Here is a 21,662-nt window from a genome sequence, read left to right as displayed (position 1 = left end):
CGTTTCCCAGCGGAGTCAGCGACGAGCGAGGAGACGAATGACGATCCGGGTGCTGATCGCGGACGACCAGGAAATGGTGCGGATGGGGTTCCGCATGATCCTGGCCGCGCAGGACGACATCGAGGTGGTCGCCGATGTCGCGGACGGGATCACCGCGGTGAGCAAGGCGCGCGAGCTGCGGCCGGACGTATGCCTGCTCGACATCCGCATGCCCGGTCTCGACGGGCTCGAAGTGGCCAGGCAGCTCGCGGGCCCCGACGTCGCCGATCCGCTGAAGGTCGTCGTGGTGACCACGTTCGACCTCGACGAGTACGTGCACACCGCGCTGCGCAACGGGGCGAGCGGGTTCCTGCTGAAGGACGCGGGGCCCGCGCTGCTGATCGAAGCCGTCCGCGCCGCCGTGCGCGGTGACGCGCTCGTTTCGCCGCAGATCACCGTGCGCCTGCTCAAGCACTTCGAGGGCAAACCGGCCCGCAAGGCCGTGGACCAGCCCGCCGATCCGCTGACCGCGCGCGAGCTGGACGTCGTCAAGGCGGCGGCGCGCGGGCTGACGAACACCGAGATCGGGGACGAGCTCTACCTGTCGCTGTCCACGGTGAAGACGCACCTCGCTTCGGTGCAGGGCAAGATCGGCGCCCGCAACCGGGTGGAAACCGCCGCCTGGGCTTGGCGGTCTGGACTCATGGACGACACACCCGCTCCATAGAATGCGCGGTTATGACTTTCCGCCGCCGTCTGCGCGCTCCCGTCGTCCTGCCAGCCGACCCGGCCTGCTCGGTGCTCCGCGACGCGGTCGTGGACATCGGCGAAACGGGCCGGATCTCGTACTGCGGGCCCGCCGCGACGGCACCCGACGACGACGGCGTGCTCGTCACCGATCTCGACGGGATCCTCTTGCCGGGACTGGTGAACACGCACGCGCACAGCCCGATGACGTTGCTGCGCGGGATGGGCGGCGAACTGCCGCTGCTGCGCTGGCTGCGGGAAATCATCTGGCCCGCCGAGGCGAACCTGCAACCGGAGGACATCCGCGCGGGCATGCTGCTCGGCTCCGTCGAAATGCTGCGGCACGGCGTGACCACGAGCGCCGAGATGTACTTCGAGCCGGAGCAGCTCGCGGACGCGGTGCTCACCACCGGCGGCCGGGTGGTGCTCGCGCCCGCGGTGCTCGACCTGCCCGGCATGGACTGGCGCGCGATGCTCGACGGCATCAACCGCTGGATCGACACCGACGGGCTGCGGTTCGGTCCCGGCGACCGGGTGGAGGTCGGCTACGGGCCGCATTCGGCGTACATGCTGAAACCGGAGGCGTTGCGCGCCATCGCGGAAGCCGCCGCGACCCGGGGCGCGCTGGTGCAGATCCACGTCGCGGAAGCCGCCGCGGAGGACGAAAAGCAGCGCGCCGAGCACGGTTCGGTGCCGAAGCTGCTGGACGAGCTGGGCGTGCTGGACGGCCGCACGATCGCCGCGCACGCCGTTCATCTGTCCACTGAGGACATCGCGCTGTTCGCCGCGCGGGGCACCGGTGTCGCGCACTGCCCCGGTTCGAACGCGAAGCTGGCCTCCGGTATCGCGAGGGTGCCGGAGCTGCGCGCGGCCTCGGTCGCGGTCGGGCTCGGCACCGACGGCCCCGCCAGCAACGACGATCTCGACCTGTGGGAGGAGATCCAGCTCGCCGCGATGCTCGCCCGGCTGTCCACAAAGGACTCCACGGTGTTCGGCGCAGGCGCGGCGCTGCTGATGGCCACCCGCGGCGGCGCGGACGCGCTCGGCCGCGACGACATCGGCGCGCTGGAAGCCGGGCGGTGGGCCGATCTGGTGCACGTCGACACCGACGACCCGGCGTTCGCGACCGGGCTCGAAGTGCCGGACGACCAGCTGCTGCAGAACCTGGTGTGGGCGGCGGGCTCCCGCCGCGTCCGCGACGTGTGGGTCGCGGGCGAGCAGGTCGTCGGCGACGGCGAATCGCTGCGCGTGGACAGGGCGAAGGTCCAGGCGAGTGCCGCCGAAGCGGCGGCGCGGCTGCGCGGCTGAGAACGCGAACCGGGAGGAGTGCCGGCTTTCGCGTGGGCGATCGTCCGAAGTGGTCTACTCGGGAAACCTGGTTCGGCGGTAGAGCTGGACGAACCCGGCCACCAGGCACAGCGCACCGGCGCCGACCCCGCCCTGCGTCGCGCCGAGGAGCAGATCGTCCCTGGTGAAGCTGCCGGGGTCGCGGATCTCGGCGGGCCGCTCGCAGTGGAGCTTCGCGGTGCCGGTGAACCACGCGCGGTCGTTGGTGGTGCTGCCGCTGCCGCGCTCGCCCGCGGAGTGGCCGTAGACCTGGTAAGTCTTCGGCGGTCCCGACGGCGGCGTCAGCGTGCAGCCGAACAGGTCGTCGGTGTAGGAGCGCAGCGCGATCCGGTCGCCGTCGTCGAAGTCCATCGCCAGGTCCGCGTCGATCGGCGACCAGTCCGAGCCGAGCACCTTCGCGCCGAGCACCGCGGTGGAGGTGACCAGGAAGCCGATCAGCGCCACCCCGCCGAAGAAGATCGCCAGCACGAACCACCGCAACACCTTGGGCCTGCCTGCCGGGTCACGGCCCTGAACGGTCACATCGACAAAAGCTAGCGCAAACCGGGCACCCTCAGGCGCGCGGTACCGGGCGCAGCACGAGCTCGGTCAGGTGCGCGTCCGGGGTCGCGGACACGGCGGTGACCACCGCGGTGGCCACCGAGTCCGGCCGCAGGTACTGCTCCGGCGCGTAGTCCTTGCCCTCGCCCGCGATCACCGCCTGCTGCATCTCGGTGTCGGTGCGCCCGGGGAAGATCGACGTGACGCGCAGCTTCGGCTCCTCGGCGCGCAGCACGTCGGCGAACGCGCGCAGGCCGAACTTGCTCGCCGCGTACGGGCCCCAGCCTTCGCGCGCGGCGAGACCCTGTCCGGAGTTGACGAGCACCACATGCCCGCCGGACGCGCGCAGCGCGGGCAGCAGGTGCCGCGTCAGCTCGACCACGGCGAGCAGGTTGACCTCGAAGTTCCGCCGCCACACCGAGGCGTCGGCCGCTTCGACGGTGCCGAGGTCGGCGACACCGGCGCAATGCACCAGCACGTCCAGCTCCCCGATCTTCGCGGTCGCCGCGCGCAGCGCCTCGCCGTCGGTCAGGTCGACCGGCCACGGTTCGGTACCGGGCAGCTCGGCCGCGAGCCGGTCGAGCGCGCTCGCGTCCCGGCCGCCCAGCAGCACGCGGTGGGTCGGCTCCAACGCGTGCGCGACCGCCGCGCCGATGCCGCGCGAAGCGCCGGTGACCAGTGCCGTCGGGGTATCCGTCATGCGTTCACCGTAGATCCCCCTTGACTCGGCGACCGCCGCGGCGTGAGATCCCCGCTGTGACCTCCGCGAAGATCGACCCCGGCAACCGCGTGCTCGGCAAGGTGGCGCTGCGCATCATGCCGTTCCTCGGCCTGCTGTACTTCGTGAACTACCTGGACCGCGTGAACATCGGGTTCGCGGGCCCCAACGGGATGAACGCCGAACTGGGGCTCACCGCGACCGCGTTCGGCTTCGCCTCCGGCGTGTTCTTCCTCGGCTACCTGGTGCTGGAGGTGCCGAGCAACCTCGCGCTGCACCGCTTCGGCGCGCGCCGCTGGATGGCCAGGATCATGATCACCTGGGGGATCGTCGCCACGGTCATGGCGTTCGTGCCGAACCCGACGACGCTGATCGTCCTGCGGTTCCTGCTCGGCGTCGCCGAAGCCGGTTTCTTCCCCGGCATCATCCTGTACCTGACGTACTGGTTCCCCGCCTCGCAGCGCGCGAAGGCGGTCGCGCTGTTCATGGCCGCGATACCGGTGTCCTCGGCGATCGGGTCGACGGTGTCGAGCCTGCTGATCGCGCACGGCGGCGGCGTGTTCGGGCTTTCGGGCTGGCGGTTCATGTTCCTCGTCGAGGGCGTGCCGGCGATCCTGCTCGCCGTGGTCACCTGGTTCTACCTGACCGACCGCCCGGAAAAGGCGAAGTGGCTCACCGCCGAGGAACGCACCTGGCTGTCGAACGAACTCGAAACCGAGCGGAAGGCGACCGAGGCCGAGCACCACTGGCCGCTGCGGAAGGCGTTGACGCACCCCCGGATCCTCGGGCTCGCGTTCGTCTACTTCGGAATCGCGTACGGGCTCTACGCGCTCGGGTTCTTCCTGCCCACCATCATTTCCGGTTTCTCGCAGCAGTTCGGGTCGAAGCTCACCACGACGCAGGCGGGCCTGGTCAACGCGATCCCGTACGCCGTCGGCGCCGTCGTGATGGTGCTCTGGGCCCGCCACGGCGACCGCACCGGCGAGCGGAAGTGGCACGTGGCGCTGCCGATGCTGCTCGGCGGAATCGCCATCCCGGTCGCGCTGTACCTCGGCAACCCGTACGCCGCGATGGTCGCGGTCACGGTGTGCGCGGTGGGCGTGTGCGCCGCGCTGCCGACGTTCTGGGCGCTGCCGTCGAACTTCCTCTCCGGCGCGGCCGCGGCGGGCGGGATCGCGCTCATCAACTCGCTCGGCAACATCAGCGGTTTCGCCGCGCCGTATGTCACCGGCTGGCTGCGGGACCTCACCGGAAGCCAGCGATCCGGGCTGTGGGTGGTCGGCGCCTGCATGATCGCGGGCGCGATCGTCGCGCTCTTCCTTGGCGCGAAACCGAAGAAGACCGCCTTCCTGGAGGGGTCCGCCGAAGGCTCCTGATGGCCGGGTCGCGTCCTGGGCGGGCTGCTCGCCGGGAGTGGAACTCCCCTGATGGCCACCATGACGGCAGTCAGTGCCGTGAAGGCCACCTTCACGGCATGCCGCGACCCGCATGACCCCACAGCAGACCTTCGCGTGCCCCGAAAGTGACATTCGGGGAATCCAGCGCCCCGAACGTCACTTTCGGGGCGTGATCAGCCCCGGCGGATGATCCCGGTCAGCGGACGCCGATGCGGCCCACGAGGCCGAAGAAACCCTTCTTCCACACCGAAACGATCGCCGGGCGCGGCTGCGAGGTGCCGCCGTCCGGCCAGTGCGAAGTCGGGTTCGCCGAACTGGGCGCGTCCTCACCGGGGTGCTGCACCGCGACGAGCACGAGGTTGTCGGTGACCACCGGCCCGCAGGTCTCCGCGCCGACCGGCACCGACAGGAACTGCTTGACGTGGCCGCGTTCCGGGCCGTCGACGGGCACCGAGAACAGGCCGTCGTTGGCGCCGAGCGTGTTGCCGTCGGTGGAGATCCACAGGTTGCCGTGGCGGTCGAAGGCGACGTTGTCCGGGCAGGAGATCGGGGAAACCTGGTCCTTCGGGAAACCGCCGAAGTAGGTGTCCGCGGTCTTCGGGTCGCCGCACACCAGCAGCAGGCGCCACGAGAACGACAGCGAGGCGGCGTCCCCGTTGTCCTCGTCCCATTCGAGGATGTGCCCGTTCTTGTTGCGCACGCGCGGGTTCGCCTCGTCGACGCCCGCCTTGCCCGCCGCGCCGCGGTCGCTGTTGTTGGTCAGCGCGGCGTAGATCCGGCCGTTGACCGGGTTCGGCTCGATGTCCTCCGGCCGGTCCATCTTGGTCGCGCCCGCCTTGTCCGCGGCCTGCCTGGTGAAGACGTACACCTCCTCCGCGGTGAAACCGTCCACAAAGGACTTGTCACCGCTGGCGAGCGGGATCCACGAGCCGGTGCCGTCGAACTCGCCGTCGGCGGGGAGCTTTCCGGTGCCGTCGATCTCGCCGGGGCTGTTGCCGGTGAACTTCCCGACGTAGAGCGTGCCGTCGTCGAGCAGGGCCGAGTTGTGGCGGCGGGCGTGCGCGCTGTCGCCCTTCTTGTACTTGCCCTTCGACACGTACTTGTAGATGTACTCGAAGCGCTCGTCGTCACCGGAGTACACCGCGACGCGGCCGTCCTTGGTGATCTTCACGTTCGCGGCCTCGTGCTTGAACCGGCCGAGCGCGGTGTGCTTGACCGGCGTCGAGTTCGGGTCGTGCGGATCGATCTCGACGACCCAGCCGAACCGGTTCGGCTCGTTCGGCTCGCGCGCGACGTCCCAGCGCTTGTCGAAGCGCTCCCACTTGCGGGTGCTCTCGCCGGTCCCGACGGCGTAGCGCTTGAGGCGCGCGGCTTCGGCGGGCTCGGTGATTTTGTCCGCGTTCGCGAAGTACTGGTGGAAGTTCTCCTCGCCGGAGAGCACCGTGCCCCACGGCGTGACCCCGCCGGAGCAGTTGTTCTGCGTCCCGCGCACCTTGCGGCCGGTCGGGTCGGCGGAGGTCTTCAGGAACTTCGACCCCGCCGCGGGCCCGCGCACCTCGAACTCGGTGTCGAGCGTGATACGGCGGTTGAGCGGGCTCGGCACCGTGCGCAGCGCGCCGAACACCGGGTCGCGGAAGGTCTGCACGACCGACAGCCCGTGCGCGGCCCAGGCGATCTTGGCCTGCTCCTCGGTCGGGTTCCTCGGGTCGTACTGGTCGGCGGGGAACAGGTGCACCTCGGTGGTGTACTCGTGGTTCACCACCAGCAGGTTGCGGACGCCGAGCGGGTCCTGCGGGATCAGGCCGACGAAGTCGTTGTTGTAGCCGAACTGCTTCGCCTGCGCGGCCGCGGTCTGGTTGCGGAAGTCGAACTTCGGCGCGCCGGGCACCACCGGGTCGCCCCACCGGATCACGACGCTCTGCCCGTAGCCCTCCGGCGTCGTGACGGCGTCGAGCTTGTTCGGCGGCACAGGATCGAAGTCGGTGCCGGGGACCGGGCGACCGGGGCGCGGGTGGTGACCGGCCGTAGTCGGTACGGCGTTCTCGGCCGCGGCCGCGGTACCGGACAGCGCGGCGAACCCGCCCGCGGTCGCGGCCAGCACGGCACCCGCCTTCAGCGCGCCGCGGCGGGACACGACGTCCTTGACGACGTCACCGAAGTACTCGTTGTCCGAGGGGTTCGGGGCCTCGTGCGCGCAGGCGTTGCCGCAGCGGTATTCGCAGGTGATGGGGGATCGGCCGCCGGGATGGGCGATCAACGGCAGCAGCCGCGGTGGCTCGACGGACACAAGGCCTCCATGGTCACTCAGTCAGGGGAACGCGAGCGACCGTAAGTGCCCAAAGCGATGCGAGCAGGACATCGAGGTGAACGGACGGCGAACGGGACGAACCGATGCGAACGCGTTACCACGGCTGAGACCGGACGAAACGGCGCGGACCCGATCGAACGCGGAGCGTCACCGAATCGGGGTTCGTCGGGCCGGACCGCCTCACCCCAGCAAGCTCGCGACAGCCTCCGCGAACGCTTCCGGCGCCTCCTGCGGGACATTGTGCCCGATCCCGTCGAGATACCGGTGTTCGTAGGAACCGGTGAAGAATTCCCGGTCCCCGGCGGCACTCGGCCCGCCGACGCCGTCCGCGCCGCTTTCGAGCACGACCGTCGGCACGGTGATCGGCGGCTCCGCCGCGAGCAGGTCCTCGATCGGCTGGTACCGCGGATCGCCGTCCACCAGGCCGAACCGGTGCCGGTAGGAGTGGATCACCACGTCGACGAAATCGGGGTTGTGCAGGCTCGGCGCGCTCGCCGGGAACGCCGCGGCGGCGCCGTCCCAGGTCGGCGACCAGGTGCGCCACAGCAGTCCGCACAGCTCGTCGCGGTTGCGGTCGAGCCCGCGGCGGCCCCGCTCGGCGTGGAAGTAGTACTGGTACCAGTAGGTGCGTTCCCATTCCGGCGGCGCCGGTTCGCCCGCGTAAGCCAGGTTCTGCACGTTGTAGCCGTCGACGGTGACGAGGCCGCGAACGCGTTCGGGGTGCAGGGCCGCGGCGATACAGGCCGCTCTGCCACCCCAGTCGTACCCGGCGAGCACGGCCTTCTCGATCCTCAGCGCGTCAAGGAAATCGAGGAGGTCCTGCGCGAGCGCGCCCTGCTGGCCGGAGCGGATCGTGGCGTCGTCGAGGAAGCGCGTCGAGCCGAAGCCCCGCAGGTACGGGGCGAGCACGTAGGCGCCCCGGCCCGCGAGGATCGGGGCGACCTCGTCGAACGCCCGCACGTCGTACGGGAATCCGTGGAGCAGGACGACCGGGACCCCGCCGAGGTCACCGGCCCACTCGTACGCCACCTCCAGCACCGGCGTGGAAACCTGTGCCGGGTAAGGGAAAACCATGCCCCGATACTGTCACGCCCGGATCGGTCAGAACTCCTCGCCGCCGACCAATGCCGCTTCGGCGGGCACGGTGTGCTCGTCGGCCTTGCGCTCCCGCAAGGAAAGCAGCCCGCCGGCGATCACGCACAGCACCGCGGCCACGACGAACGGCGACTGCGGCGAGCCGAGCCATTCGGCGACGTGCCCGACGAGCGTGGCCGCGACCGCGCCGCCGAGCCAGCGGCAGAAGTTGTAGCCCGCGCTCGCCACCGGCCTCGGAGCGTCCGAAATGGACATCGCGGTCCCGGTGAACAAAGTGTTGAGCAGTCCGGAAACTCCTCCGCTGACGATGATCGCGACGACCAGCACCGGTTTGCTCGGCACCGCCATCACCAGCATCAGCACCGCGTACCCGAACACCGAAAGCGCCGCCGCGTGCCGCTCGCCGAACTTGCCCGCGAGCTTCGGCGCGAGCACCACGCCCGCCACCGCCACGCACAGACCCCAGCCGCAGAAGATCAGGCCCACCGCGATCGCGTTCCATTCGAGCACGAACGGCGACCACGCCAGCACGGTGAAGAACGCGGCGGTGTACAGCGCCGACGCGACGGAAGTGCGCAGCAGCCCGCGGTGCGCGAGCGCGCGGATCGGGTCGAGCAGCCGGATCGGATCGCGCTTCTGGTGCGAGTCGCTGTTCAGGAACACCGCGCACAGCACGAGCCCGGCGAGCATCAGCACCGCCGTCCCGACGAACGGGCCGCGCCACGAAATGCTGCCGAGCAACGCCCCGAGCAGCGGCCCCACCGAGAGCCCGATGCCGAGCGCGGCCTCGTACAGCAGGATCGCGCCGCTCTGCCCGCCGGTCGCCGCGCCGACGATCACCGAAAGCGCGGTGGCGATGAAGAACGCGTTGCCGAGCCCCCACACCGCGCGCAGGCCGACAAGCTGCTCGATCGACCCGGCCACCGAACACAGCGCGGTCGCCGCGACGATCAGGGTCAGCCCCACCAGGACGGTCCGCTTGGCGCCGAACTTCGCGCTCGCCGCACCGGTGACGAGCATCGCGATCACCTGCACGCCGAGATAGCTCGAGAAGAGCAGCGTCACCTGTGACGGCGTCGCGTCCAGCCCCTTGGCTATCGAAAGCAGGATCGGGTCGACCAGCCCGATGCCCATGAACGCGATCACGGCCGCGAAAGCGGTGATCCAAACCTGCTTCGGCTGCCCCTTGACCGCGTCAAGCAGGCTGCCGTGATGGCTATCGCTCATCCCGGATCAGTTCCTCCCTCAAAGTGCTCTGCTCCAACAACTTCCGGAGCGCCGGTAGCGCGGTGTCGATCGCCGCGCGGTCTTGTTCGTCGAGCGCGGTGAGGCGTTCGCGGAGGAACTCCTCGCGCGCGATCACGAGTTCGTCGTAGAACCGGAGCCCCTCGTCCGTCACCGCGACGAGCACGGCGCGCCCGTCGGCGGGATCGGGCGTCCGCTTCACGATGCCGAGGCGTTCGAGCCTGGCCACCACGTCGGTCATCGACGGGAGCCGGACGCCTTCCAGCTCGGCGAGCCTGCTCATCCGGCTCGGGCCGCCGCGCACCAGCTCGGACAGCACGGAGCCCTGGGTGAGGGTGAGCTGGAGCTGGGGCGTCTGCCTGCGGACGACGTAGTACAGCCGGAACAGCAGGGGGCGCAGCTCGTGGGCCAGTTCGGCGACTCCGTGATTCACTTAGCCAGGCTAACATATTTAGTTAGGGTGGCGAAGTAACTTGGCGCACAGACGATCTTCGCCGCGGCGCTCGGCGAGTACGCTGCCGTCGTCCGTTCGCGAACTGGGGTGAAAATGAAGAAAGTCCTCTTTGTGCCGTTGCTCGCGGCCGCGCTCGCCGGCTGTTCCAGCGCGGTGCCGGGTATGCCCTCCGCGGCTCCGCCGTCGGCAGGCGCAGCCGGGTCCTCCACCGCCGCGACGGCTCCCCCCGGCAATGCCGACACCGGGTCGATCGATCCGTGTTCGCTGCTCGTCGCGGCGGACCTCGCGGCTTACGGCACCTTCGAACCACCGGTCGTCCAGGACCGTGGCGGCGCCCGTGGCTGCGACTTCACCAAGACAGGCGGAGACGGCGGCGGGCAGCGTCACGCTCGGCGTCGATGTTCGTGACGAACAGGGTGTCGACACCGTCGTCGACGGCGGGAACGGCAAGACCACCGGCAAGGTGAACGGACGCCGCGCGGTGCTCGTCCCGAAACCTCCTGGCGCATGCCTGATGGCGCTCGAACTCGGCCCCTCGGCCCGTGTCGACGTCGCGGTGGTCGCCTCGGACCCGCAGAAGGCGTGCGGGATGACGACGAAGCTCGCCGACGTCGTCGAACCGAGGCTGCCCAAGGGGTGAACGGGTCGGCTACCTTCGGCCCCCATGGATGCGGTGGTGTTCGACCTCGACGGCGTGCTGGTGGACTCGGAGCGGATCTGGGACGAGGTGCGCCGCGCGGTGGTCGCCGAGCACGGCGGCACCTGGACCGCGGCTGCGACCAGGGCGCAACAGGGGATGAGCACCCCGGAATGGGCGCGCTACCTGGTCGAAGAGCTGGGCGCGCGACTCACCCCGGACGAAATCGCCGAAGTGGTCGTCTCGCGCATGGCGCAGCGGTACGCGGAAGGGCCGCCCGTGCTGGACGGCGCCGAGGAGACCGTGCGGACGGTCGGCGAGCGGTACCCGGTGGCGATCGCCAGCTCGTCACCGCCGGTGCTGATCGACGCGTTCCTGGCCGCGACGGACCTGAAACCACTGGTGCCGGTCGCGCTGTCGAGCGAACTCGTCGCGAGGGGCAAACCGGCGCCCGACGTGTACGTCGAAGCGGCCCGGCGGCTCGGCGTGGACCCGACGAGGTGCGCCGCCGTCGAGGATTCGACCAACGGGCTGCGGTCGGCGCTCACCGCGGGCATGACCGTCTACGCGGTGCCGAACCCGCACTTCCCGCCGGACCCGGCGGTGCTGTGGCAGGTCCCGCACGTCCTCGGGAACATCCGGGACCTGCCCAGCGCGCTGGAAAGCTGACTACTCGCCCGCGATGAACTTCTCCACCGCGTCGCGGGCGACGGAGTCGCTGTACTGCTCCGGCGGCGACTTCATGAAGTACGAGGACGCGGACAGGATCGGGCCGCCGATCCCGCGGTCCTTCGCGATCTTCGCGGCGCGCACCGCGTCGATGATGATGCCCGCCGAGTTAGGCGAGTCCCACACCTCGAGCTTGTACTCCAGGTTCAACGGCACGTCGCCGAACGCGCGGCCTTCGAGGCGCACATAGGCCCACTTGCGGTCGTCGAGCCACTGCACGTAGTCCGACGGTCCGATGTGGACATTGCCCTTGCCGAGGTCGCGGTCGACCTGCGAGGTCACCGACTGGGTCTTGGAGATCTTCTTCGACTCGAGGCGCTCGAGCTCCTTCATGTTCAGGAAGTCCATGTTCCCGCCCACGTTGAGCTGCATCGTGCGGTCGAGCTGGACACCGCGGTCCTCGAAGAGCTTGGCCAGCACGCGGTGCGTGATGGTGGCGCCGACCTGGGACTTGATGTCGTCGCCGACGATCGGCACGCCGGCGTCGGTGAACTTCTTCGCCCATTCCGGGTCGGACGCGATGAACACGGGCAGCGCGTTGACGAACGCCACCCCGGCGTCGATCGCGCACTGGGCGTAGAACTTGTCGGCGTCCTCGGAGCCGACCGGCAGGTAGGCGACCAGCACGTCGGCCTTCGACTCGCGCAGCGCGGCGACGACGTCGACCGGCTGCTCGTCGGACTCCTCGATCGTCTCGCGGTAGAACCGGCCGAGCCCGTCCAGGGTGTGCCCGCGCTGCACGGTCACCCCGACCGGCGGCACGTCCGCGATCTTGATCGTGTTGTTCTCGCTCGCGAAGATCGCCTCCGAGAGGTCGCGGCTGACCTTCTTGGCGTCCACGTCGAACGCGGCGACGAACTCGATGTCGGACACGTGGTAGTCGCCGAACTGCACGTGCATCAAACCTGGCACGCGCGATGCGGGATCGGCGTCGCGGTAGTACTGCACGCCCTGCACCAGCGACGCCGCGCAGTTGCCGACGCCAACGATGGCCACCCGAACGCGGCGGTTCTCGCCCATGCCGGTTTCTCCTTCAACTAGTGATTCGTAGGTGAGTGCTCGCCGTCAGCGGCCCGGGTCGCCCCGGTCGTGCTGCTCGGCCTGTTCGTGCGCGATCAGCTCGTTGAGCCACCGCACTTCCCGTTCGCTGGTCTCCAGCCCGAGCCGGTGCAGCTCGCGGGTGTAGCGGTCGATCTTCTCCTCGGCCCTGGCCATGGCGGCACGAAGCCCTTCGCGGCGTTCCTCGACGCGACGGCGACGACCCTCCAATATGCGCATCCTGACGTCGGCCGGTGTCCTTGAGAAGAACGCCAGGTGGACGCCGAAGCCCTCGTCGTCCCAGGTCTGGGGTCCCGCGTCACCGAGCAGCTCAGCGAAGTGCTCCTTGCCCTCCGCGGTGAGCTTGTACACGCGCTTCGCCCGGCGGCCCCACGTCCTCGTCGACGCGGCACGGCCCGCCTCCGCCTCGTCGTCGATCTCCTCCACGATGAAGCCGTTCCGCAGCAGCCTCCGCAGGGTCGGGTACAGCGATCCGTAGGAGAACGTGCGGAACGTGCCGAGCGTGTCGTGCAGTCGTTTCCGCAGCACGTAGCCGTGCATCGGCGCCTCGTGCAGCAGACCGAGGATGGCGAACTCCAGCACGGGGACACCTCCCTCCCGGGAATGAACGGCCTCGCCCGGCGTTGCCTCCTGTGAGCGCTCACGAAGGGGCACGACCGCTTGACGACACCGTCAACCTACCGCCGGAGTATATCGCGTCGATACATCGAAGTGGTGTACATAACCTTTCCGAGTGACCACCGGGGCCTCGAGTCGATGGGCGAAATTCACCGGAGTGTTATCAAATTTCCGGCGTGTCGCGTTCTGGACGAAGATCGCTAGGCAGAACGGCTCAGTGGCGGCCCACGCCGGGCACGTACTCTGTCAGCGTGCGGAACGAGCGACAGATCGTGGACTACGCCTTGCAGCGCCGTGCGCTGCTGGCGGGCGTCTACTCCGGTCGCGTCGGCACGATGGACGTCTGCGACGCCAGCCCGTACCTGCTGCGGGCAGCCAAGTTCCACGGCCAGCCGAGTGCGACGAGCTGCCCGGTCTGCCGCAAGGAGGCGCTGACGCACGTCTCGTGGGTCTACGGCGACGAGCTGAAGCACGCCGCGGGCTCCGCGCGGACCCCGGACGAGCTCACCAGGATGGCCAACCTGTTCGCGGAGTTCACCGTGTACGTGGTGGAGGTCTGCCGGACATGCGGCTGGAACCACCTGGTGCAGTCATACGTCCTTGGCACGGGAACCCCTGACTGCCCTGAGCCCCGGCGGAGCTCGCGGAGGACAGCAGGACAGTGACCAGCTCGACCGGCACCACCAGAAGTGCAGCTCATGACCACAGAACGGCGTACCCCGAACCGCCGTCCTGGGAGGCTCTTTCGTGAACGACCAGTACAACCGCTCCTGGCCTGGCGAGGAGCCTGATCGGCACCGCCACGCCCAGTGGCCGACCGACGACGAACCGCAGTGGCCAGTCGAGCGACCCCCGCGCCGCCAGCCGCCGCGGCAGCAGAACCAGCCTCCGCAGTGGCCCTCCGGTGACGAGCCGCAGTGGCCAGGCGAGCAGGAGCCGCCGCGCAGGCCGCCACGGCAGGGGCCGCCGCCCGGGTACCGGCCACCGCCCGGCCCCCCGCAGGGCCCGCCTCCCGGGCAGCGCCCGCCGCAGGGGCCGCCGCCGCCCCAGTACCGGCAGCCGCCGCCACCGCCGCCACCTCCCGGCAGGCGGCCACCCGGCGACGAGCCGACCGGATACGTGCCGCGCGGCGTCGACCCGAGCGCGCGCGAGCCGGAACTGCTTACGCACCACGAGCACAACGGCACCGGCGGCCAGCCCGCCTATGACGACGGTTACGACCCCGCCTACCAAGACGGCTACGACGATTACGACGACGGCTACGCCGACGAGCAGGCCAGGTTCAACGAGTTCGGTGCGGACGAAGAGGATCCCGGCGGCAAGGGCAAGAAGGAAAAGCCCGTGCTGACGCCGAAACAGCGCAAGAAGCGGCGCTGGCGCCGGATCCGGCGCACCCTCTACGTCCTGTTCGGCCTCTTCGTGGTGCTGCCAGCGGCCGCGTTCACGATCGCCTACTTCTTCGTCGACGTGCCGACGCCGGAAGAGGTGGCGGCCAAGCAGAGCCAGGTCGTCACCTACTACTTCGGCGACGGCTCGGAGATGGGCAAGGACGTGCCGCCCGGCGGCAACCGGCAGATCCTGAAGCCGGAGGAGATCCCCGAGGTGGTCAAGCACGCCGCGTACGCGGCGGAGGACGCCAGCTTCGAAACCAACAGCGGTTTCGACGTCACCGGCATCCTGCGCGCGGTCTGGAACCAGGCCACCGGCAAGCAGGGCGGTGGGTCCACGATCTCGCAGCAGTACATCAAGAAGGCGACCGAGAACGAGGAGCCGACGCTCACCCGTAAGTTCACCGAGCTGGTGAAGTCCTTCAAGATGAACAACCAGCAGGACAAGAAGGACATCATCGCGGCGTACCTGAACACGATCTTCTTCGGGCGCGGCGCGAGCGGGATCGCGACCGCTTCGGAGGCGTACTTCAAGAAGCCGGTGAAGGACCTGAACGCGTCGGAGGCGGCGCTGCTGGCCGGGCTCATCCAGGGGCCGAGCCGGTCGGGGAACCTCGACTACGCGAAGTCGCGCTGGAAGTACGTGATGGACCGGATGGTCGAGAACAAGTGGCTCTCGCCCGCCGACCGCGCGGCCGCCACGTTCCCGATGCCGGTCCCCGCCGAGGAGACCAAGCCCAAGGGCATCACCGGCCCGAACTCGTTGGTGCAGAAGCGGGTCGAGGCCGAGCTGGACGCGGCGGGCTACTCCGAGGAGAAGATCCACGCGGGCGGCTACAAGATCTACACCACGATCGACCCGAAGGCACAGCAGATGGCGCAGGACGCCACCGAGTCGATCATGCAGGACGTGCTGAAGAAACAGCCCGAGCTGAAGAAGGCGCTGGTCGCGGTCGACCCGAACACCGGCGGCGTCAAGGCCTACTACGGCGGGACGGGGCTGCTGCCCGACGGCAAGACGGCCGATCTGGACTGGGCCAACTACCAACGAGAACCCGGCTCGTCGTTCAAGCCGTTCGACCTGGTCGCCTTGCTGCAGAAGGGAAAGGGGCTCGGCGAAACGTTCGCGTCGAAGAGCGGCACGTCCTTCAAGGGCTCGCCCCCGATCGGGAACGTCAGCAGATGCGACACCGATCCGGGGCCGTGCACGGTCGCCGAAGGCATGGAGAAGTCCGTCAACACCGTCTTCTACGACATGGTGACGAACGTGACCGGCACCCAGGCGGTGGTCGACGCGGCGAAATCGGCCGGGATCCCCGCCCAGCACGGCAACACGAAGACGATGGAAGCCGGTGACGCGAACATCTCCATCGGTGGTGGCAAGACCCAGGTCACCACCGAGGACATGGCCGCGGCGTACGCCACCTTCGCCGCCGAGGGCATGCGGCACCAGCAGCACTTCGTCGACAAGATCACCACGCCCGGCGGCGAGGTCGTCTACCAGACGCAGACCCAGGAAAAGCCCGCCTTCTCCGACGACGCCGAGAAGAGCAAGCAGATCGCGGGCAACGTCACCGAGTCGCTGCAGCCGGTGGTCTCGTACTCGAAGCTGGACTGCGCGAGCGGACGGGAATGCGCTGGCAAGACCGGTACGCACCAGTACGTCGGCGGCGACGGCCCGAAGTCGAAGGACAACGCGCAGGCGTGGATGGTGGGCTACACCCCGCAGATCTCGACCGCGGTGTGGGTCGGCACCAACGGGAACCGGCCGATCTACAACGCGCAGGGCAAACCGATGTACGGCAGCGCCGAGCCTGGCCACATCTGGCAGAAGTTCATGGACGCCTATCTCAAGGGGCAGCAGGAGCTGAAGTTCCCGAAGGTGGACCTGATCGGGAAGGCGGTCGCGTCCGCGCCGCCGTCCACTTCGGCGAAACCGCCGTCGACGCCGAAGACGAGCGAGGAACCGCCACCGCCGCCATCGACGAGCTCGGAGCAACCGCCGCCGTCGACACCGAGCGACACCAGCACGCCGACGAAGCCGAGCAAGACGACGGACCGCCCGCCGCCGTTCCCCGGCGGTGACGGCGGGTGGGGCCAGCCACCCGGCCGGACCCCCGAAGGCTGAGCAGAAGGGCCCCGCGCGATTCGTTCGCACGGGGCCCTTCTGCGTCCTAAGTGGACTCAGGCGAGTTCGACGACCCTGCGCTCGGTCCCCGCCACGCGCGCGGCTTCGAGCACGCGCAACGCCTCCAACGCGCTCGCCGGATCCACCGGGAACTCGCCCTCGCCCAGCAGCGCGTCGCGGGTCTGCGCGTAGAAGTCCTCGTACCGTCCCGTTTCCGTCGGCACGGTCACCACGTTGTCACCGACACCGAGCACCCCGGCATCGGACTCCGGTTCGACGCCCCAGCCTTCGTCACCCGGCCGCATGCCGTCCTTGATCTGCGGCTCCTGCACATCGAGCCCGTACTTGGTGAACGTGCCCGCGTCGCCGAGCACGCGGAAGCGCGGGTTCTGCGTCCCCGCGAGCGCGGACGTCCACAGGTGCGAGCGCACTCCGTTGGCGTGGTGGAGCGCGACGAACGTGTCGTCGTCGACGGAGACACCCGCGCGACGGCGGTCGAGTTCCGCGTAGACCTCGGTGACCGGCCCGAACAGGGTCAGTGCCTGGTCAACGATGTGGGCGCCGAGGTCGTAGAGCAGACCGCCCGCTTCGGCGGGGTCGCCGAACTCGCGCCAGTTGTCCTTGGGCTCCGGCACCCAGCGGTCGTACCGGGACTCGAACCGGAAGACCTCGCCGAGCCTGCCCGAGTCCAGCACCCCGCGCACGGTCAGGAAATCGGAGTCGAGGCGGCGGTTCTGGAACACGGTGAGCCCGACGCCCGCGTCCGCCGCGGCGCGGACGAGCCGTTCGCCGTCGGCGACCGTGGGCGCGAACGGCTTGTCCACCACGACGGGTGTGCCGCGTTCGACCGCCCGCAGCGCGAGCGGCACGTGCGTCCGGTTCGGCGTGCTCACCACGACGAGATCGAGCGAGAGCCCGAACAGCGCGTCCGCGTCGGCGACGACGGTGGCGCCAGGGTGGTCGTCGGCGGCTTGCCGCGCGCGTTCCGGGTTCGCGGTCACGATCGCGGAGACGGTGAGCCCCGGCGTCGCGGCGACGAGGGGAGCGTGGAACACCCGGCCCCCGATGCCGTAACCGAGGATGCCGACACGAAGCTGAGTCATGGCCCAATTAAACAACACTGTTGCTTTATCAGCAATCAGTGGCAGGATGGACACGTGGCGAAATCCGGAGTGAACGTGCGCGGTCTGCGCCAGCACAACCGCGCACTGCTGCTCGACGAAATCCGCCGCACCGGCGGCCTCAGCCGGATCGAACTGGCGAAGGTCACCGGGCTCACCCAGCAGGCCGTCTCCAAGATCGTGCCCGATCTCCTCGACGCCGGCTTCCTGGACGAGGAAAGGCAACCCGCTCAGGGAGTCGGCAAGCCGCGCACCCGGCTCACCATCCGCGGCGAGGCGCGCTGCGCGATCGGCGTGCAGCTCGAACGCGACGAGCTCCGCGCGGTGCGCACCGATCTGCTCGGCACCGTGCTGGCCAGGACCAGCAAGCGCTTGCGCCCGGGGTTCACGCCAGCCGAAGCGGTCACCGCGATCGCCGACTGCGCGCACGAACTGCACGACGGCACCGCGGTCGGCGCGCTGCTCGGCCTCGGCGTCGGGGCGGCGGGCCCGCTCGACCACGTCACCGGCGTGGTGCACCACGCCACCAAGATGCCCGGCTGGGACCGCGTGCCCCTGCGCGCCGATCTCGGCGCCAAGACCGCGCTCGACGTCGTCGTCGACAAGGACACCAACGCCGCCGCGTTCGCGCACGGCTGGCTCGCGGGCGAACGCCCCTGCGCGACGGCCGTGGTCTTCGTCGGCACCGGGATCGGCGTCGGCCTGCTCATCGACGGCGAGGTGTACCGCGGGCCGAGGACGAACGCGGGTGAGTTCGGACACACCACGCTCGACTACACGGGACCCCGGTGCGCGTGCGGCCGCAACGGCTGCGTCGAGGTGCTGCACAACGAAGCCGTGCTCGCCGGCGAGCCGGAACGCGCCGCCGACCTGCTCGGCATCGGGCTGGTCGACCTCGTGCAGGTGCTCGACCTCGACCGGATCGTGCTGGCGGGACGTGCCGTGCGGGCCGCGCCGTCGCTCTACACCGACGCGATCAGGAACCGGCTGGAGGCATCGCTGCCGCTCCCGCACTGGCAGCGCATCCAGCTCGACCTCGACGAGTTCGGCGACGACATCGTCGCCGCGGGCGCCGCGGCCGAAGTGCTCGCGAAGTTCTACGCCGACCCGGGATAGCGGCCGTTCACACCGAGCTGTTCGCACTGGGCTGTTTACACACTGGCGACGCCGATCTCGTTAACATCCCCGGGTGTCCAGCCCGACCGAGCAGACGAGCGCTCCCGAGGTACCCGAGTCGGCGCCGCGCGTGGCGCCGAGCCGGACCGACCCCTTCGCCGCCGCCGCGACCCGTCCGATCGGCGGGCCGCTCGGCACCCACGCGGCCACCGGCAGACACTGGTTCTGGTCCCCGCTGCGGGTCGCGCTGCTGCTCTCCGTCGTCGCGCTCATGCTGGGCTGGTTCGGCAAGGCCGCCTGCATCCAGCAGTTCACCAACGACCAGGGCCAGTCCGAGCTCGACTGGCGAGCGGGACGGCCCTACGTCGCGATGTGCTATTCGGACATCATCCCGCTCTACGGCGCCGAACGGCTCAACAAACCGGGCGCCTTCCCGTACGAGACCAGCTGGGTCGAGGACGAAGGCACCGCGGACGCGCAGACGCGGTACATGGAATACCCGGTGCTCACCGGGCTTTTCCAGTGGGCCAACGCGAAACTCACGCAGGCGTGGCAGTCGGTCGCCGCTTCCGGCTGGCTGCCGAGCGGCCTCGACGTCGCCGTGTACTTCGACATCACCGCGCTCTTCCTCGCCGCGGGCTGGCTGGTGACCGTCTGGGCGACCTCGCGCACCCACCGCAGGAGACCATGGGATTCGGTGCTGGTCGCCATCTCCCCGCTCGTGCTCGTGCACGTCTTCACGAACTTCGACGCGCTCGCAACCGCGTTCGCCGCCACCGGCCTGCTCGCCTGGTCGCGGCGAAAACCCGCACTGGCCGGGCTGCTGCTCGGCATCGGCGCCGCGGCGAAGCTGTACCCGCTGTTCCTGCTCGGGCCGCTGCTCGTGCTGTGCCTGCGCGCGGGAAAGATGCGCGAGTTCGCGAAGACCGCGGCCACCGGCGTCGGCGCGTGGCTGGTGCTCAACCTGCCGTTCGCGATCTGGCTGCACCAGGGGTGGTCCGAGTTCTTCCGGCTCAACACCAGCCGCCCGATGGACCCGGACTCGATCTACAACGTGATCTCGTACTTCACCGGCTGGACCGGGTTCGACGGCCCGCTCGGCACCCACCAGACACCGACCTGGCTCAACCTCGTCAGCGGCGCGCTGTTCGTGCTCTGCTGCGCCGGGATCGCCTATCTGGCACTGTCCGCGCCGGTGCGGCCACGGCTCGCGCAGCTGTGCTTCCTGGTGGTGGCGGCGTTCCTGATCACCAACAAGGTGTGGAGCCCGCAGTACTCGCTGTGGCTCGTCCCGCTGGCCGTGCTCGCGATCCCGCGCTGGCGGCTGCTGCTCGGGTGGATGGTGATCGACGCACTGGTGTGGGCGCCGCGCATGTTCTACTACCTCGGCGAAGATCACCGCGGCCTGCCCGAGGGCTGGTTCCTCGGCGTCGTCACCGCGCGGGACCTCGCCGTCGCCGGGCTGTGCGTGCTGGTGCTCAGGGAGATCTACCGGCCGTCCACCGATCTGGTGCGGATCGACGAGGACACGCTCACCGGCGACCCCGGCGGCGGGGTGCTCGACGGCGCGCCGGACGTGCTGACCCTGAAGCGGCGGGCGCCGGTTCCGGCCTGAACCGGCGCACGCCGGCTTCGGCTTCGGCTTCAGTCGAGGCGCAACACCTCGGGGCCGGGCCGGTCGAGCACCCGGGTGCGGCCGCAGTCGGGCGACCCGAAGTCGGTGATCCGCACCGCGACCCGGCCCGGCTCCGCTTCGGTGAGGCGGCACGCGAGCCACTCGCCGTCGTGGCGGACCGACCACCGGTCACCGAGGACCGCGAGCCCGCGGCCCTCCAGTTCGGCCACCGACTCCTCGTGCGGGCCCGCCTCGGCCAGCGGATAGCCGAACACGGTCAACGGCAGCCAGCCGTCACCGTCGCGGCGCAGGTATCCGACGAGCTCACCGTCCTCGGCGCGGTAGACCGGCCGGTCGTTCATCACTTCCTCCTCGGTCGGGTTTCGTACCCGGCCGAGGCTCCGCCCTGACGTCGCGTCAGGAGCAACCCCGATTCGCGTTTAGCCCGCTAACTGCAGCTTAGACGCCAGCCCGCGGGGGGCCTTCGCAACCGGGATCCGTCAGGCGCCCAGTTTTTCGCGGAGGTAGGCGATGTCGGCGGCCTGGCCGTCGGCGGGGGTTTCGACCACGACCGGCGCGCCCGCCGAGCCCGCGACGCCGACCAGCACCTCCGGATCGATCGTGCCCTCGCCGCCGACCACGCTCGCGTGCCTGTCCCGCGTGGAGCCGAACTCGTCGCGTGAGTTGTTCAGGTGCACGAGGTCGATCCGGCCGGTGATCGCCTTGACCTTGTCCACCGCGGTTTCGAGATCCCATCCGGCGGCGAACGCGTGGCAGGTGTCGAAGCAGAACCCGGCGCCGAACTCGCCGACCTGCTCCCACAGCCGGGCGATCATGTCCAGATCCTTGGTCATCGCGCCGTCGCCGCCCGCGGTGTTCTCGATCAGGATCGGCACCGCGAAACCCCCGTCCGCCGCCTGGCGCTCGAACAGCTTGCGCCAGTTGACCAGGCCCTCCTGCGGGTCCTCGCCCTTGCGGACGTGCCCGCCGTGCACGATCAGGCCCTTCGCGCCCACCTCCGCCGATCCGTTCGCGTGCTGCAGCACGCCCTTGCGCGACGGGATCCGGATCCGGTTGTTCAGCGACGCCACGTTGATCAGGTACGGCGAGTGGATGAACACCTCGACCTCGGACGCGGCGATCTCGTCCGCGCTCGGATGCCGCTTCGGCGCCTTCCAGCCCTGCGGGTCGGACAGGAAGAACTGCACCACCGCGGCATCACGCTCGCGGGCGGCGGGAAGCGGGTCCTCGTCACGGACGTGCGCACCGATCTGCATGCCGGGCAGCGTAGCGCCGGACGCCGACAGGAATCCGCCGTGAGGTGCCCGTGAAGATCCACCGAGTGGAATTCCGGTGTCCGGCGCCGCGCGGTGACGCTCGTGCAGTACCGTGAGCGCGTTCCGTGAGGCAGCGTGGGTCAG

21 protein-coding genes are annotated in these 21,662 nt (G+C 69.8%); 10 read left to right on the top strand and 11 right to left on the bottom strand.

Features of this window, described 5'->3' with window-relative positions:
* Window positions 1-37: 37 nt before the first annotated feature.
* Window positions 38-706, top strand: a complete 669-nt coding sequence (locus tag HUW46_RS20150) for a response regulator (protein ID WP_215548745.1) — start codon at window positions 38-40, stop codon at window positions 704-706.
* 11 nt (window positions 707-717) lie between these two features.
* On the top strand, window positions 718-2,034 hold the full coding sequence (locus HUW46_RS20145; protein ID WP_215548744.1) for an amidohydrolase family protein: 1,317 nt from the start codon (window positions 718-720) through the stop codon (window positions 2,032-2,034).
* 54 nt (window positions 2,035-2,088) lie between these two features.
* Here HUW46_RS20145 and HUW46_RS20140 read toward each other — a convergent pair whose 3' ends face one another.
* Together HUW46_RS20140 and HUW46_RS20135 are read right to left on the bottom strand one after the other, a co-directional pair.
* On the bottom strand, window positions 2,089-2,595 hold the full coding sequence (locus HUW46_RS20140; protein WP_215548743.1) for a hypothetical protein: 507 nt from the start codon (window positions 2,593-2,595) through the stop codon (window positions 2,089-2,091).
* Between the two features lie 31 nt (window positions 2,596-2,626).
* Entirely contained in the window at window positions 2,627-3,313 is a 687-nt protein-coding gene (locus HUW46_RS20135; protein WP_215548742.1) for an SDR family oxidoreductase, read from the bottom strand.
* Between the two features lie 116 nt (window positions 3,314-3,429).
* On the opposite strand from HUW46_RS20135, the gene HUW46_RS20130 reads away from it, so the two are divergent.
* Entirely contained in the window at window positions 3,430-4,707 is a 1,278-nt protein-coding gene (locus HUW46_RS20130; RefSeq protein ID WP_215549985.1) for an MFS transporter, read from the top strand.
* 217 nt (window positions 4,708-4,924) lie between these two features.
* Here the strand turns inward: HUW46_RS20130 and HUW46_RS20125 are convergent, their stop codons facing one another.
* From HUW46_RS20125 to HUW46_RS20110, 4 genes are all read right to left on the bottom strand, one after another.
* The gene (locus HUW46_RS20125; protein WP_215548741.1) at window positions 4,925-7,015 is read right to left on the bottom strand and encodes a PhoX family protein; all 2,091 of its coding nucleotides are present in this window, start codon (window positions 7,013-7,015) and stop codon (window positions 4,925-4,927) included.
* Window positions 7,016-7,216: 201 nt separating this feature from the next.
* The gene (locus tag HUW46_RS20120) at window positions 7,217-8,110 is read right to left on the bottom strand and encodes an alpha/beta fold hydrolase (RefSeq protein ID WP_215548740.1); all 894 of its coding nucleotides are present in this window, start codon (window positions 8,108-8,110) and stop codon (window positions 7,217-7,219) included.
* 27 nt (window positions 8,111-8,137) lie between these two features.
* Window positions 8,138-9,358, bottom strand: a complete 1,221-nt coding sequence (locus HUW46_RS20115) for an MFS transporter (RefSeq protein WP_215548739.1) — start codon at window positions 9,356-9,358, stop codon at window positions 8,138-8,140.
* Window positions 9,348-9,809: a MarR family winged helix-turn-helix transcriptional regulator gene (locus HUW46_RS20110; protein WP_215548738.1), complete on the bottom strand. Its 462-nt coding sequence runs from the start codon at window positions 9,807-9,809 to the stop codon at window positions 9,348-9,350. The genes HUW46_RS20115 and HUW46_RS20110 overlap by 11 nt, the downstream gene beginning before the upstream one ends.
* Before the next feature lie 114 nt (window positions 9,810-9,923).
* Between HUW46_RS20110 and HUW46_RS48370 the strand changes: the two genes are divergently transcribed.
* Genes HUW46_RS48370 through HUW46_RS20100 form a run of 3 tightly spaced genes read left to right on the top strand, consistent with a single transcriptional unit; the run spans window position 9,924 to window position 11,136 of the window.
* Window positions 9,924-10,238: a DUF3558 family protein gene (locus HUW46_RS48370; RefSeq protein WP_254126355.1), complete on the top strand. Its 315-nt coding sequence runs from the start codon at window positions 9,924-9,926 to the stop codon at window positions 10,236-10,238.
* Window positions 10,168-10,470 carry a DUF3558 domain-containing protein gene (locus HUW46_RS48365; protein WP_254126354.1) on the top strand — a complete coding sequence of 101 codons (303 nt, stop codon included), beginning with the start codon at window positions 10,168-10,170 and terminating at the stop codon, window positions 10,468-10,470. The genes HUW46_RS48370 and HUW46_RS48365 overlap by 71 nt, the downstream gene beginning before the upstream one ends.
* Window positions 10,471-10,494: 24 nt before the next feature.
* Window positions 10,495-11,136, top strand: coding sequence for an HAD family hydrolase (locus HUW46_RS20100; protein ID WP_215548737.1), 642 nt, complete (start codon window positions 10,495-10,497; stop codon window positions 11,134-11,136).
* Here HUW46_RS20100 and HUW46_RS20095 read toward each other — a convergent pair whose 3' ends face one another.
* Together HUW46_RS20095 and HUW46_RS20090 are read right to left on the bottom strand one after the other, a co-directional pair.
* Window positions 11,137-12,216 (bottom strand): inositol-3-phosphate synthase, encoded by a 1,080-nt coding sequence (locus HUW46_RS20095; protein WP_215548736.1) that lies wholly within the window; start codon window positions 12,214-12,216, stop codon window positions 11,137-11,139.
* A gap of 45 nt (window positions 12,217-12,261) precedes the next feature.
* Window positions 12,262-12,837, bottom strand: coding sequence for a PadR family transcriptional regulator (locus HUW46_RS20090; protein ID WP_215548735.1), 576 nt, complete (start codon window positions 12,835-12,837; stop codon window positions 12,262-12,264).
* Window positions 12,838-13,124: 287 nt separating this feature from the next.
* Here HUW46_RS20090 and HUW46_RS20085 point away from each other — a divergent pair, with 287 nt between their 5' ends.
* Both HUW46_RS20085 and HUW46_RS20080 read left to right on the top strand, forming a co-directional pair.
* A complete protein-coding gene (locus HUW46_RS20085) occupies window positions 13,125-13,538 on the top strand; it encodes a DUF5318 domain-containing protein (protein ID WP_215548734.1) in 414 nt (137 codons plus the stop codon).
* An 82-nt stretch (window positions 13,539-13,620) separates the two neighbouring features.
* Window positions 13,621-16,389 (top strand): transglycosylase domain-containing protein, encoded by a 2,769-nt coding sequence (locus HUW46_RS20080; protein ID WP_254126352.1) that lies wholly within the window; start codon window positions 13,621-13,623, stop codon window positions 16,387-16,389.
* Window positions 16,390-16,445: 56 nt separating this feature from the next.
* Here the strand turns inward: HUW46_RS20080 and HUW46_RS20075 are convergent, their stop codons facing one another.
* Window positions 16,446-17,492: a Gfo/Idh/MocA family protein gene (locus HUW46_RS20075; RefSeq protein WP_215548733.1), complete on the bottom strand. Its 1,047-nt coding sequence runs from the start codon at window positions 17,490-17,492 to the stop codon at window positions 16,446-16,448.
* A gap of 54 nt (window positions 17,493-17,546) precedes the next feature.
* Here HUW46_RS20075 and HUW46_RS20070 point away from each other — a divergent pair, with 54 nt between their 5' ends.
* Together HUW46_RS20070 and HUW46_RS20065 are read left to right on the top strand one after the other, a co-directional pair.
* Window positions 17,547-18,626 (top strand): ROK family transcriptional regulator, encoded by a 1,080-nt coding sequence (locus tag HUW46_RS20070; RefSeq protein ID WP_215548732.1) that lies wholly within the window; start codon window positions 17,547-17,549, stop codon window positions 18,624-18,626.
* 73 nt (window positions 18,627-18,699) lie between these two features.
* Window positions 18,700-20,241: a glycosyltransferase family 87 protein gene (locus tag HUW46_RS20065; protein ID WP_215548731.1), complete on the top strand. Its 1,542-nt coding sequence runs from the start codon at window positions 18,700-18,702 to the stop codon at window positions 20,239-20,241.
* Between the two features lie 29 nt (window positions 20,242-20,270).
* Here HUW46_RS20065 and HUW46_RS20060 read toward each other — a convergent pair whose 3' ends face one another.
* A complete protein-coding gene (locus tag HUW46_RS20060) occupies window positions 20,271-20,603 on the bottom strand; it encodes a hypothetical protein (protein WP_215548730.1) in 333 nt (110 codons plus the stop codon).
* 138 nt (window positions 20,604-20,741) lie between these two features.
* Complete coding sequence (locus tag HUW46_RS20055) at window positions 20,742-21,518, bottom strand: deoxyribonuclease IV (protein WP_215548729.1); 777 nt, start codon at window positions 21,516-21,518, stop codon at window positions 20,742-20,744.
* Between the last annotated feature and the right edge of the window lie 144 nt (window positions 21,519-21,662).

The organism is Amycolatopsis sp. CA-230715 (assembly GCF_018736145.1).
Taxonomy (GTDB): domain Bacteria; phylum Actinomycetota; class Actinomycetes; order Mycobacteriales; family Pseudonocardiaceae; genus Amycolatopsis.
The sequence above is the reverse complement of the archived record's forward strand: the minus strand, read 5'-3'. Positions and strand labels throughout refer to the sequence as shown.

Coding starts and splice junctions, on each gene's coding strand:
- HUW46_RS20150 (WP_215548745.1), top strand. CDS start 38: ATGACGATCCGGGTGCTGATCGCGGACGACCAGGAAATGGTGCGGATG.
- HUW46_RS20145 (WP_215548744.1), top strand. CDS start 718: ATGACTTTCCGCCGCCGTCTGCGCGCTCCCGTCGTCCTGCCAGCCGAC.
- HUW46_RS20135 (WP_215548742.1), bottom strand. CDS start 3,313: ATGACGGATACCCCGACGGCACTGGTCACCGGCGCTTCGCGCGGCATC.
- HUW46_RS20130 (WP_215549985.1), top strand. CDS start 3,430: ATGCCGTTCCTCGGCCTGCTGTACTTCGTGAACTACCTGGACCGCGTG.
- HUW46_RS20120 (WP_215548740.1), bottom strand. CDS start 8,110: ATGGTTTTCCCTTACCCGGCACAGGTTTCCACGCCGGTGCTGGAGGTG.
- HUW46_RS20115 (WP_215548739.1), bottom strand. CDS start 9,358: ATGAGCGATAGCCATCACGGCAGCCTGCTTGACGCGGTCAAGGGGCAG.
- HUW46_RS48370 (WP_254126355.1), top strand. CDS start 9,924: ATGAAGAAAGTCCTCTTTGTGCCGTTGCTCGCGGCCGCGCTCGCCGGC.
- HUW46_RS20100 (WP_215548737.1), top strand. CDS start 10,495: ATGGATGCGGTGGTGTTCGACCTCGACGGCGTGCTGGTGGACTCGGAG.
- HUW46_RS20095 (WP_215548736.1), bottom strand. CDS start 12,216: ATGGGCGAGAACCGCCGCGTTCGGGTGGCCATCGTTGGCGTCGGCAAC.
- HUW46_RS20075 (WP_215548733.1), bottom strand. CDS start 17,492: ATGACTCAGCTTCGTGTCGGCATCCTCGGTTACGGCATCGGGGGCCGG.
- HUW46_RS20060 (WP_215548730.1), bottom strand. CDS start 20,603: ATGAACGACCGGCCGGTCTACCGCGCCGAGGACGGTGAGCTCGTCGGA.
- HUW46_RS20055 (WP_215548729.1), bottom strand. CDS start 21,518: ATGCAGATCGGTGCGCACGTCCGTGACGAGGACCCGCTTCCCGCCGCC.